Annotated in this window: 9 protein-coding genes; all 9 read right to left on the reverse strand. The window is 49.7% G+C overall.

The window, feature by feature from the left end:
• Nucleotides 1-199 precede the first annotated feature (199 nt).
• Complete coding sequence (locus JJQ72_RS14595) at nucleotides 200-784, reverse strand: hypothetical protein (RefSeq protein ID WP_208204118.1); 585 nt, start codon at nucleotides 782-784, stop codon at nucleotides 200-202.
• A gap of 107 nt (nucleotides 785-891) precedes the next feature.
• Nucleotides 892-2,196 (reverse strand): TIGR02679 family protein, encoded by a 1,305-nt coding sequence (locus tag JJQ72_RS14600; RefSeq protein WP_208204119.1) that lies wholly within the window; start codon nucleotides 2,194-2,196, stop codon nucleotides 892-894.
• Complete coding sequence (locus tag JJQ72_RS14605) at nucleotides 2,174-6,295, reverse strand: TIGR02680 family protein (protein WP_208204120.1); 4,122 nt, start codon at nucleotides 6,293-6,295, stop codon at nucleotides 2,174-2,176. The genes JJQ72_RS14600 and JJQ72_RS14605 overlap by 23 nt, the downstream gene beginning before the upstream one ends.
• Nucleotides 6,295-7,464 carry a TIGR02678 family protein gene (locus JJQ72_RS14610; protein WP_208204121.1) on the reverse strand — a complete coding sequence of 390 codons (1,170 nt, stop codon included), beginning with the start codon at nucleotides 7,462-7,464 and terminating at the stop codon, nucleotides 6,295-6,297. Before JJQ72_RS14610 ends, JJQ72_RS14605 begins: the two co-directional genes overlap by 1 nt.
• Nucleotides 7,451-8,944, reverse strand: a complete 1,494-nt coding sequence (locus JJQ72_RS14615; protein ID WP_208204122.1) for a TIGR02677 family protein — start codon at nucleotides 8,942-8,944, stop codon at nucleotides 7,451-7,453. The genes JJQ72_RS14610 and JJQ72_RS14615 overlap by 14 nt, the downstream gene beginning before the upstream one ends.
• Nucleotides 8,945-9,134: 190 nt before the next feature.
• On the reverse strand, nucleotides 9,135-9,452 hold the full coding sequence (locus tag JJQ72_RS14620; RefSeq protein WP_208204123.1) for a type II toxin-antitoxin system RelE/ParE family toxin: 318 nt from the start codon (nucleotides 9,450-9,452) through the stop codon (nucleotides 9,135-9,137).
• Nucleotides 9,436-9,720, reverse strand: coding sequence for a type II toxin-antitoxin system prevent-host-death family antitoxin (locus tag JJQ72_RS14625; RefSeq protein ID WP_208204124.1), 285 nt, complete (start codon nucleotides 9,718-9,720; stop codon nucleotides 9,436-9,438). The genes JJQ72_RS14620 and JJQ72_RS14625 overlap by 17 nt, the downstream gene beginning before the upstream one ends.
• Nucleotides 9,721-9,942: 222 nt before the next feature.
• Nucleotides 9,943-11,832 (reverse strand): DUF2075 domain-containing protein, encoded by a 1,890-nt coding sequence (locus JJQ72_RS14630; protein ID WP_208204125.1) that lies wholly within the window; start codon nucleotides 11,830-11,832, stop codon nucleotides 9,943-9,945.
• Between the two features lie 9 nt (nucleotides 11,833-11,841).
• Complete coding sequence (locus JJQ72_RS14635) at nucleotides 11,842-12,177, reverse strand: nucleotide pyrophosphohydrolase (RefSeq protein ID WP_243896106.1); 336 nt, start codon at nucleotides 12,175-12,177, stop codon at nucleotides 11,842-11,844.
• Nucleotides 12,178-12,303: the final 126 nt, after the last annotated feature.

Genomic DNA, 12,303 nt, shown 5'->3' on the forward strand with positions numbered 1-12,303 from the left:
AACTCACTTCATTGATATCAGATTACTTGTATGTATAAGCTAAGTCATAGTAAATTGATTTTTGAGCCAGCTAAACCAAATCCATTTTTAGTTTATACCGGCCCATGTTGCCTAAGCCGATCACGGCTATTTTCTTTTTTGTCATTGTGTTCGCCAGTTCCATCAGGTAATGATGTATGTGATAAGTAGTTGAATTAAGCTACATGTCCCTCTTCAACCAAAAATCCGGCTCCCTCATATACTCCAGCGGATAGATATCATCCCTTGCCGAAATCAGGCCTTTAAACAAAGCTACAGTTCCTCTGTGGGCCGGGTCTGGATAATGATAACCGAGATTTTCAGGTTCAACATGCTCTACAATAACAAAGGCATCTTCCTTGTCCGTCATTTTGTAGACGACATTCTCCGGTTTAAACACATGCTCCGCATGATCTAAGGTGACGAGATGAAATTTCCTGTCCCGCCATATGGTCCCATAGATTTTAAAAGCCTGCGATTGGATCAATGCAATGAATTTTGAGGGCAGGAGGGTTAATTCAATGCCTGTGATGTAACCATCACGGTCCATATCAATACCAAATTCAATATCGCATCCCTGTTCATTAGCTTCTTTAAACGTCTGTGGGGCGATGACTAACTGATCTAAATATGTACTCACGTTGGCATCGGCTATATAGGGAATTGTGATCTCATCAGGATTTACGTGCTGAAATAGTTCGTTATCACTGCTTCCGCTGAGCTCTGATTCCTTCATTGCCGGCGGCTTTAACGTAATGTAGCCCATATTCCCGCTTGTACCATAGTAACATGTGATTTTCAGTGTTCTCACTCCTACTTATATAGGATGTACTCTTCTCAGATATACTCCTGTCGTCTACCTCTTCAGCTCTTTCAAACGTTGTTAAACATCCTTCGATTCCGCAAATCCTCAATAAGCAGGGTTACTATCCCCTCCTGATAACCAGCTCTGCCGGTTTCCTTCACAGCCTGGGCTACTTTGCCCAGCTCAGAGTCAAGCAGCGAATGCAGCTTGGACTCTCGGTCCCCTAACTCCACCACAGGAGAAGATGCGTGAAAGTCATCTATACTCATTCTCCATAATTGAGCCTGCTCACCGTACCGTTCCTTGAAACGAACTGCCATCGCCAGCCCCTCCGGATCGAAGTCCCCGCTGTAAAAAAGAGTATGTCCGGCCTTCGCAAGCAGGTCCAGCAAGTATAAGCCGGCAAGCTTAAACTGCCCATGAGTGCAGACCAGGCTTGCGTCCGGCACGGCATCAAGCAGCGCGGAGAATACGCCTGAATTCTCTACAACGTACACGCTGGGTGCGTGCCCAGCCCCTGCCGCAGCGGCCGCAGTCACCCGGTTCACCTTGATCAGCTCCCGCATGGGCATATTCATGACACACTGCTCATCTGCAGCGGCTCTCCAAACAGGATGCTCGCACTCATCATCGTAAGCCAGAAGATTGGCCTGCGAGACAAAATTCTGGATGTCATCCCTTAGCAGGTTATACTTCAGCAGCAGCTCATTCAGCGCCTCCGCCTTGGAGGGGGGAGGGCCCTGTCCGTCCGCCATCACATGCAGCAGATGGATCCACAACTTGCCCCGCGGCTCTGACAGATCCAGTGCGTGAGGGTTGCCGGTGATGCGCTGACTGAACAGCGGATACCGCTCCATCCGCGCCGGCAGGCCTGCAAAAGCGAGAGCCATCATGCTCATCTCATCTGCAAAATCAGGCTCAAGCAGCAGCCTCCAAATCCAGTGAGTATCGCTAGTCCTACTTTCCAGGTAGGTAAACCAAGGGAGTAGATCGGGATGAAGCATCTTGTAAGTCTCAAGCCTCTCCACCCGTGCGGCTTCTTGCTCTAGCTTCAGCGCTTTTTTGGATCGAAGCGGTTTGCCCCAATAGGCCTCAAGCAACTCATACAGTGTAATTCCGGCATACCGGGTTTGCTGCAGTCGATGCTCGAAAGAGGACAGCAGCAGCTTTCCTTTTCGCATCAGATGATGGGGAGATTCCCCCATGAACACCGCAATCTCCTCGATTTCCCCATCCGTGAAGGAAGAAAGCTCCGCTGATCCCCCGAACCTGCCGAGTGATTCATATTTTTTGCGAAAAAGTAGAAACAGGACCTCAAATCCCTTTCTACGCTTAAAATAGAGAAGTGCCTCATCCAGCTTCGTGCTCATCATACCCACCTTCTTCTTCACTCACTTGAAGCGACAAGCTCTGTCCGTTCCATTTATACCTGATCACCGTTACGTAATCTGCGTTCTTCGGCCTGACCAGCTCGCAGACGGATAAGGACTGTACAGATGCATAATCCCCCCATAATACTTGAGAGTTCATAATATAGTTAAAGCCAAGCTTCTCTACAATCTCAAACATTTCGTTAATGTTATTCTCGTCGACGCCTGCAAAGGCTTCGTCCAGGGAAATAATGTAAGGCGCGCTCGGAGCCGCCTCCTTATAGCGAGAGTAGCATGCGGTAAAGAGCGGGATATACATCGCCATCGCTTTTTCTCCTCCACTGAATCTGAAAAAGTGATGGTTGGTCAACTCGCGCCTTGGTTCATGAGGACGCTCATAATAAAGCACGAAGGAAAACCATTTGCGGTAATCCAGCACCATCTTCAGCACCTGAAGAAGGGTCTGTCCCTCACCCTTTTCGTCCAGCCATACTTTAGCCGACTGAATCTTGGAGCGAAAATGACGTGTAATTCGGCCCAGATCCTCTTCATTCAGCACTTGGGCATCCTGTTTCAGCAGCGTGACCAGCTCCTGGGTGTCCAGCTCCTGCTCAGAATCAGCCGTTCTCGGTTTCCAGCGTATGGAGAACTTGAGACCAGAAGAGGTATCCCGGCTTTCCATTAATTCACGCATCTGCTCCGTCCACTGCTCGGCCCGGCGGATGCGCGCCCGGAGCTTGTGCCCTACGGAATGCAGCAAAATTTCTTCATACAGCTGCTTGTCCAGCTCATCCAGCCGGGTCTCCTGAATGGACAGCTCCCGGGAAACCGTGTCATACAAGGCTGAAGGTGAAATCTTGACGCCACGCTGATCAAATTCAATCAAATCCCGGGTGGTTTTAGCTTTCCACTGCTCGACGACTGGCCGCCATTCATCTCTGTCGATGTCATTCATCCAGCCAGCAGGCTCAACCCCTTCTGTATACTGTGATATTTTATGTTCGGTCAAATCCGATTGTAGATTATAATACAGTTTCGTCAGATCGCCTTCCAGGACAGACCTATCCTTGTTGGCAGCTTCAACTTGGACATATGAACTCAGCAGCAAGTCATTCAGTTCTTCACGAGCGCCCGTCATTGTTCCACGCTTCCATTCTCTCTCCAGCGCTTCTCTCCAGGCGACGCTCATACGGTTCCAGAACGCGTATTGCTCTTGCTTCTCCGCAAGCTTCTCCCGGGCCGTCGATTGATTCGCTTCCAGCCTCGGAATGCTATCCGTTAGCTGCCCCAGCTCCAAATCCAGCTGACCCAAATCATGGGCGACCTGTTTGATCTCGCTCCTCACTTCCTCTGCACCCTTTAGCTGCTGCTGACGGATAATATCCTGAATTTGCTGCTCCAGCTTTACAGCCTTGTCCTTCAGAACGGCCAGTTCTCCCCGAAGCTCATCGGTTTCCGCTTCCAGGTCCTGCAGCTGCTCCCGTTCCCGCCGCTGATCCTCCAGCAGCCGGACCCAATGCTCGTGCTCCAGGTGAATCCCGTTTAACCGCTTCTCGTACCGCCGACTTTGATCCAGGGCATGCTGGTACGATTCCGTCTTGGAATCTAGTGACAGGCCATGCGTCAAATCATAGAGCTTTCTTTTGCTCTCCTGCAGCTTCTGATCCAGCCCGCTCAACTGATCTGAAATGCTCTTGATGGACTTATGACATCGTGCCAACTCTCCTCGGGTGTCTCTCAGCTCATTATGGCAGGTTCTGACGTCGCTGCTCGCGGGGAAGGTGCTCCAGGCTTCTTTAGATTTCTGCAGTCGGTCATCGATCTCCGCGCGTTCATCCGTATATAACGTTATCTGCTCATCGGCTTCAGCAATCCGTGCCTCCAGACCAGCCAGCAGCTGCTCGCGGTAGCGCCTTCTCGCCTCCCTGCCGATAAAACGCACCTCATCCAGCGGCAGGGCATGGCCCTGCAGGCTGCCCAAGCGGTAGCCTCCGTCTTCCGTAAAGTGAACCGGAGCCTCTCCATTCATTTCAATACTTTGCAGTACAGCCTCAACCCGGTCCACCGGAATACTCCGCTGCTGTGTGTCCGGCTGCAGGTAATCCGCTAAAGTCGCTGTAAACAGCTTGGGCTCTGCCAAGAGCACACGGTCATGCCGGGCCTCTAAATCTTTCGTTGTCACCAGTGCATCCAAGAGACCTGTTTCAGCCAGTGCGCTTTCCAAGCGCCGCTGTACGCCTTCCGGCACCTCCGGATGAAACTCCACGATTTCATAGAGCGGCTTAAATATCACCGACTGGGACTCTAACTGTCTGCGCAATTCTATGGTGGCCTCGTGCCGTTCAGGCTCAGGATCCCGCTGGGCCTGCATTTCCTTCCATTGGGTTCGCAGCTCTTCACGCTCAGCCACCGCCTTGTTGATTTCGGAAGTACAATCCGAACGCCGGTTTCGAAGCTGATCCTCATACGCCTGTACGAACGGCGTGAAAAGGTCTTTCACTTGCTCAAACTCGTAGTCTGTATATAAAGCTTCTACCATCCGCATCATCTGCTGTTTAGCACGATCATCCACCTGATAAACCTCATGCGTTTTCAGCCACAGATGAATCTGATGAATCAAGGCCTGCTGTTCTTCAGACAGCAGCCGCTGCCATTTCCCTTCGTTTTGAAGCAGGTCATCATGCGCCTGCTTGATTTCGCTCAGCTCCCGGTTTTTATCCTGGAATTGCTGAACCACAAAATCACGGTGCTTCAGCTCCAGCAGAGCCGCTTCGAGCTTCTTCGTATGCTGCTCCAGCTCTCTTTTCCAGTTATCAAAATTAAAGCGTCCACCTTCATTCCGTTCATAGTCCTGCACATTTAGCTCATGCTGCGAGAAGGCACATTCCTCTGCCTCGTAGTCCAAATCCTCTACAGCGTCACGCAGCTGCTGCTCCTTATGATTGACGCTCAGTTCAAGGTCATCTATTCTTCTCCGGGTTTCCCGCTCTTTGCCCGCTTTAGACTCTACCCGGCTCTCTTGACTTGAAATGTCGCGCCTCAGTGAATCCTGATCCTTCAGCTTCTGCTGCAGCTCATCCTCCAGCCGGAATACCTCATGCATTCTCAGCCGTTTATCCTGCTCGCTCAAGGTGACTCTTCTGATCTTCAAATCATTCTGCCTCTGTCTAGTAGCTTCCAAGTTCACTTCAAGCTCAGACAACTGGTTCTTCAGGCTTCCAACGTGTTGATTCTCTTTGTGCGACCGTTCCTGTGCATGCTTCCACTCTTTCACCTGGTCTGAAAAGATCCGCTCGGAATAGGCTTCATAGGCATTCTTCAGCCTGGTTAATGCCTTGACCTCTCGTTCCAGCTGCTCCATCTGCTGCCTGGTCTGGTCCATCTGTTCAATAGAATCCGACAAATAACGCAGATCATCGTCTGTGAGCGGAGGCAGCGCTTCTTCCAGAATCTCGTAGATGACCGTCGGTTTGAAATCCTTCGACAGCTTCGGGCTGCGGAGCTGGATCAGCAGCTTGATCAAATCATCATACGCCTCGATCGTTTCAAAGCCGAACACATACCGGTTCACCAGCTTCATATACTCCTGGTTGGAGGCCGCTACCTCTCCGCCTGTGCCAATAATATTCGTTAGTTCAGTCTGGGAGTATGGAAACTGCTTTCGCTCCCCGTTCTGATTGACCAGCTTGTACAGCTCTATATCGATCCCGATCCGCCGATTGTCTGTGATGACGAACCCCCAGGACTTCAAGGGCTGATTCCGCTTGGCCTGCATTCCCATCCCCGTTGTCAGGTACTGGTCTGTGCCCTCCATCTTGTATTCAATGAATAGATAGCCTGTCCGCTCGTCCCGGTGGGACACTTCCTTCTCACCCAGCAGATAATCTTCCATCCGCCGTGATCTGGAGCCGAACGGGTCCAGCCGGTCAGGTGATTTCTTCCCATCCAGCAGCACCGGCAGCAGGCTCTGCATCGTCACAGACTTTCCCGAACCATTCGTGCCTCGAAGCAGCAACTTACCGTCCTCAAACTCAAAAATCTCATCGTCGTAATACCAAAAGTTAAACAGCCCTGCCCGGTTCAGCTTCCATTTTGCAGCCACTAGACCTCAGCCCCTTCCTGTTCATAATCCTTCGGATAAAAAGCAATCATGCGGGCCGCCCCCGGCAAAATGGTCAGCATATCCGGTTCATCCCCCTGCAGCGAAGCCATATCCCATGCCTCCCACACAGCAATAATTTCATTTGACAGGGCCTCCAGAGAGAGATCACGGTACTTTTTCGCCCACCCGTGGCCGTAAAGCTCTTTCGCTTCTTTAATGATCGTTTGAAACCGGGCTATCGGCAGACGAAGCTCACCGAATTCGCTGACGGACAGGCTGCCTTGCTGCTCTCGGATTACCGCACTTACATGAAGGACCGCATCGGCAAGGCCGCTCGTATCTGGAAATAACGTATAGCGCTTTTTGGCATCCGGAAGGGTCAGCATGGCAGCATTTTTAAACACCTCCAACCGAAATGGAGTATGCTGTTCAAAGTCCTCACGCAGACGATTCCGAAAATTCCGAATATACGCAAAGTCAGGGTCATCCTCACTTTTACGGTACATGAAAGGGGTCATCATCAACCTGCGGTACACCCGTTTGCGCCGGTAATCCTCCTGATGCCTTGCCCACTCCTGCTCCTGTAACGCCTCAATCGTCTTGAATTTGAACAAATCATCCGGATAGGACCTCATGAAATAACGGGAATATACCGTGACCTCATAAAGCACTTCCTCTTCCTCACTCTGTTGAAAAAGCTCCAGGCTTCCGTCAATCGTCTTAATCAGGCGCAGCTCAGCCACCTGCTTCAACGCCCGGACAAGGGAGCGCCGATGCTGATATAGCGTCCAGTCCAGCGGAATCTCACTTCTATATAGCTCCTGAATGGTCTCGGTCAGATCTGACAGCAGAAACTGCTCGTCCACGCCCTTCTGCTCCGTGTAGGCGAGTGCACAGCAAAAGATCGCATAATCCATCGGCTCCTGAAACGCCTGAATGCCCATCCACCCTTGCGGCTCGACAGGAATTTTCTCCAGCTTGGCAAAATGCTGATGCAAGATCAGATCCAGCCCGAACTTGTCCTGCAGATACCTCTTGAGCTTAAGCTCACGATCCCGGATCAGGCGGTAGGCCGCCGGCTCTTCATCACGCAGAACCCAGAACTGTTCAAACAATAGACCCAGCGCCTCCAACATCTGTTCATCAAATACATCCTCACGCAGGCTCATGATTTGGCGCCTCCTTCCCCTTGAACAGCAGCGTTACGGCCGGCATGTCCATATGCCCGTCTTCCGCCTGCAGCCGGATGGTCCGGCTCCGGTCAAGTTCTACCTTGACTTCGTCACCGTATTCTGTCTTGATTGTACGGTCCGCTTTAGCCATCGCCTTCCCGATCCAGACTAGAAATAGCTTTCGTACAAACGGCTCGATGACAGGCAGGCGCTCCAGCTCGATCCGGCTGCCGGATACATACTGCTGAATCACTTTCTGTTCGTAAGCCCGCTGCTTCAGATAAGCCTCCTTCGTCTGCTCCTTCTTCTCCAGATGGCTCTCTGCCGCATTCGCCCTGGTTTTTTCCCGATAATTCCTAACCCGCGGAACCCGTTCATGAGCCATCGGGGCCTCCTCCCACACATCGGTGTAAATATCATCGGTAGGAATATGATCACAATACAGATGCTTGGTGTGCGATAGCCCGAACACAACAGAAGACAACTTGTGTGCTTCCTCCATTGAGGACAGATTGGAAAACCACTCCGCCAGATGCAGATAGTCCTCCTTCCGGCTGCGGTGCAGCAGACTCCGTTCCCCCAGCCGCTGAATAATTCTGGTCATCCGCCGAATCGCTTCATTCGTTTGCTCGAGAACATTGTCGTACTGGCTTTCACCGGCATCATCCCCGAGAAACCAGGCCTTCACATTTAGCCAGGTCGCTTCCAGCTCCGCTGCACGGTCTTCCTTTTCTCCCAGGCGTTCGAAACGAAACACATTCTCCTCATGCTGGGCTACCTTCTCGAAAAAAGTCCGCATGCTCTCTCGCGGCAGCGAGATCATCACCTCCTGAATGGAAGCGGCTGTGCGCTGCAGATTGATAATGAAATCCCGTAAATAGCGGGTGAACTGATCTTTGTATAGGAAGAAAGCCTCCGATTTCATCTGTTCTGAAGCATCCTCACTTCGTAAATAAGCGAAATAATCTGACGTGTTTTGGGTGATCTTTTTAAAATAGGTCAATACATCATCCCAAAGCTGGGCGCACTGTTCAGCCGATTCCTGGGTCGCCTTTTTAATGCTCAGCAGCGTTTGGTACATCCGTTCAAAATGAGACTTCTCCAGCGAGCCGCCAAATTGATCAGATTGATGCTCAAACTGAATCAGCATCCGTTCAAACTCGACCGTATACGGCGTAATTTGATACCGGAACCTCTTCTTCTTGAACTCCTCAATCGTCCTTACCTTACCGCTCTCCTGCTGCGCACGCAGGTTCCCCCATCTTACCAGTGAGGCTAGGTCGCTGTGCAGCTCGTCCAATCCATAGTTCTTGAAATAAGGCGATTCTCTCAGGTGGTTGTAAACCTCCTCCGGGAATAAAAACTCCCGCAGCCGTTCATGCTGTATAAAAAAATGGCGAAGAATCGCCCGGTACTTATCACTCTTCTCTGTTGCCAGATACGTCGCTTCCGTCACTTTCTTAAATGGTACGTCCATTCTTCGACACACTCCCGCCTCTTTCTTTCCCACATGTCCGCCGTTGTCACATGTCTTTCATTTTAATGCAGGGAGCTGCGGCAGGCTAGACAAAAAGACTGGGAAGGCAAAAATAAAAGGTACCTTCAGCCTGGTCACCTTCGGTTAAGGTGATGGCTGGGGTACCATTGTGTTTTATATCAATTACTGTCTACCGGATCAGCCACCTGTAATCTTGTCTGCAATCTACAATGTGGTCTACGTACACGATTTCATTCTGAATTTGATACAGTACTAGATACCACTTCTCTATAAACATTTTATGATACTTGTTCGGGGGAATAAACTCCGCTTCTAGAAAGGGATAACGTTCAGGCATCTGTGCCAGGCTGCGGATAACTCGAAGTAATTCGTTTTTTGTGCTGCGCGCGGCATCGGGGCTTTTTTCGGCAAGAAAACGAATATGAGTCGCCAGCATCTGCCGGGCTCTGTCAGAAACAATTACCTTGTATCTATTTTCTCCTGCCATGTTCAACCTCATCAATCATACGATCCAAATAGTCCTCCAATTCATCTGGTGTCACACCGACACGCCCGGCCATACGATCCTCTTGAACAGCCAGCAGATCTTCACGAAGTTTCATCATCTTCTCGCGGCGGGAGAAAGCCTCGATGTCCATGACGACAAGGTCCCCTTCACCGTTCTTGGTTAGATACACGGGTTCGCCTGAGGTTTTGCACAGATCAGCAATTTCATTATAATTCTGACGAATGCTGGCCGATGGTTTAATCAGCATGTAAGCCCCTCCTTATAGAGATAGCTATATTTTAATCATATTGTATCTATTTTATGCTATGACTTCAACAGTCATGCTGTTCGCGCGTCATTTTTCAACCCTGATATTTGTGTCAAGAAGATATCCACTGCTCATGTATTCCAGTCCTCACGCGATCTATTGATCTCTTCTTGAAGCTCTTTCCCTCGTTCAGGCGTTAATGAGCCCGCAGCCTCCAAAAGGTCACATCATCGCCGCCTGGCGCTGAATCGCTAATCGTCTCTGGAAATATGCTTTCAGATGAGGATCGACACAATAAATATAGCATCCCTTTGTCCCCCGGGTCATTAACGTTCTGTACGTATTTCGTATAATTCGATCGGCTGCCTGGAGCGCCTCTTCTTTATTTTGCTTATATAACGTTTTGAAGCCGGAAAGAGACTTATCCGTTTTTGCACGCTTGAATGGGTCGGTAATGATACGGTTATGTTCAAAACGCAGATCCTCGCCAATGATGACACCGACATAATCAAACTCCAATCCCTGGGATGTATGTATGCAGCCCACTTGATCTACGGATTCAGGGTCAATAGCCCAGGTCGTCGTATTGCTAAGATTCCAGCTCATAAAAAACTGAAATTCATCCAGCTCAATATCGTGAACGCCAGGGTTGTTTTTGCCGTCCTTCTTCCAATCCCAGCAGTAGCCGGCCAGCATTCTTGCTTTATTGCTCATCTGGTTCTTGCTGAAGATCTCTTCTCTTAGTTGATTGGGGTCATCAAACAGACGGATTTCATAGTCAACATCAAATCCCTCCGCATTGGCCGTTTCCCGAATATCTAGTACGTCCTCAAGCCACGCCAGGTATCCATCGGATCCATTGCATCTGAATTGAGAAGCCAGCGTCATCTCGATGATATCTGCATCCATCTGCTCGGCATAGCGTCTGATCTGTTCTTTACTGCCAGCGTCATGCATGGCGATTTTTTGATATTCGTCGATAAAGAAAACCGAAAACCGCGCAGCGCGGATGATCTCCATCGTTTGATTGATACCTTTATTTTTGAACAGCCCGGATTTTTCATTTAGTCGATGAGCCTCATCTACGATCAAGCAGTCGAATTCATTAGGCAGCGCTTCGTAATAGACCCCGGATGACTTGAACAGGTTATCAATGACTGATTTTTTCACATTTTGCTGAAGCTGCTTCATATATACCGCCCGGGGTGCGCTGTTCTTGGTTACATATTGGCAGACCAGCTCCCGCGCCGTCACCTCTACTAAAAGGTTAATTCCGAGAACCGACTTACCTGTCCCTGGCCCGCCCTCCACGATCAATACCTGCTTCCTGCCCGCTTGGGCCTTCTCCACCAATCTTAACGCTTCCTCGTATACTACCTTCTGATCGTCGACCATAATGAATTCCTGGTTTCCCTGCAGCATGCTGACAAGTGAATCCTGGAGGGACTTGGAGGGTTTGATTTTGCCATGCTCTATGAGATAAAGCGATTTATTCCTGTCCGTTTTCTTAATATAAGTTGAAATGAAGCCTCTTAACTTGAGCGCGTCTCCCTTGGAAAAGATAGGGGCTGATTTCAAATATGGATCATATACCGGGTGCAAAATTGGGTCGTTGTCGACTTTCACATAGTTATGCATATACGCACATGGGTACAGCTGGACCGCTTCGTTCTGCACGGACTCGTTATAATCGCTGATCAGCTGTGCATAAGACCAAGCCTGAAACGATGGGTGCGGTGTCTTCGTCTTCGTTCGGTTAAAAAAGGTTTCCACAATGCCATCCGCATTTTCAATCGCTTCGACACTAGTCCACTGCTTCAGCTCGATAATGACCACAGAGTACTGGTCCTTTTCGTTCAAGCCCGTAATCATGAAGTCGATTCTTCTTGAGGAAGCCGGAACCTTATACTCAATAGCGATCCCTGCGTCATCCGGAATGGCGGGAGTGTTCAGCACTTTATAAAGGTAGTTCATAGAATTGTTCCAGGCATTGATCTCGCCCATCGAAACCCTGCCGACCTTTTGCACGAACTGGTTATGGATTTTCACCGCGATGCTGTCCTCGGTTACGTCGCTCATAAATTGCTGCTTCGTCGCTTCATAAATAATCATGGCAGCCTCCTACTCGTCCAACGAAGTGTACTGATTTGAGTGGTCTCTAGTTCGGTCTGCCGGATATTTAATCGCGTTTTTTCTCATTTTTTCTAGGATAGCAGCCTTTACATCGATATCCAGATCATGCGCAAGCGTCAGCGTATAGATGAGAATGTCCGCGATTTCGTCCTGCATGTCAGCGTAATGCTGGTCTATGGCTTCCTGGCCGCTCTTCCATTGAAAAAGCTCCAGCAGCTCACTGGCTTCTAATGTAATCGAAAGAGCCAGGTCTTTCGGATTGTGAAACGGCTTCCAATTTCGCTCATCACGAAATTCAATGATACTGTCGATAAGTTCGTCCATGATGTACCTCCTAAGCTGTATTGATTTCAGTTTGCTAGTGTTATCGCTCCTATCACGGGCTCTTGCTTATTCTTATTATAATCTAAACAGATTTAATTCCCACCGTGAGCAAAAATAGACTGCAGA

Source organism: Paenibacillus sp. F411 (genome assembly GCF_017582705.1).
Taxonomy (GTDB): domain Bacteria; phylum Bacillota; class Bacilli; order Paenibacillales; family Paenibacillaceae; genus Paenibacillus_AQ; species Paenibacillus_AQ algicola.

Coding starts and splice junctions, on each gene's coding strand:
- JJQ72_RS14595 (WP_208204118.1), bottom strand. CDS start 784: ATGGGCTACATTACGTTAAAGCCGCCGGCAATGAAGGAATCAGAGCTC.
- JJQ72_RS14600 (WP_208204119.1), bottom strand. CDS start 2,196: ATGATGAGCACGAAGCTGGATGAGGCACTTCTCTATTTTAAGCGTAGA.
- JJQ72_RS14610 (WP_208204121.1), bottom strand. CDS start 7,464: ATGAGCCTGCGTGAGGATGTATTTGATGAACAGATGTTGGAGGCGCTG.
- JJQ72_RS14615 (WP_208204122.1), bottom strand. CDS start 8,944: ATGGACGTACCATTTAAGAAAGTGACGGAAGCGACGTATCTGGCAACA.
- JJQ72_RS14620 (WP_208204123.1), bottom strand. CDS start 9,452: ATGGCAGGAGAAAATAGATACAAGGTAATTGTTTCTGACAGAGCCCGG.
- JJQ72_RS14625 (WP_208204124.1), bottom strand. CDS start 9,720: ATGCTGATTAAACCATCGGCCAGCATTCGTCAGAATTATAATGAAATT.
- JJQ72_RS14630 (WP_208204125.1), bottom strand. CDS start 11,832: ATGATTATTTATGAAGCGACGAAGCAGCAATTTATGAGCGACGTAACC.
- JJQ72_RS14635 (WP_243896106.1), bottom strand. CDS start 12,177: ATGGACGAACTTATCGACAGTATCATTGAATTTCGTGATGAGCGAAAT.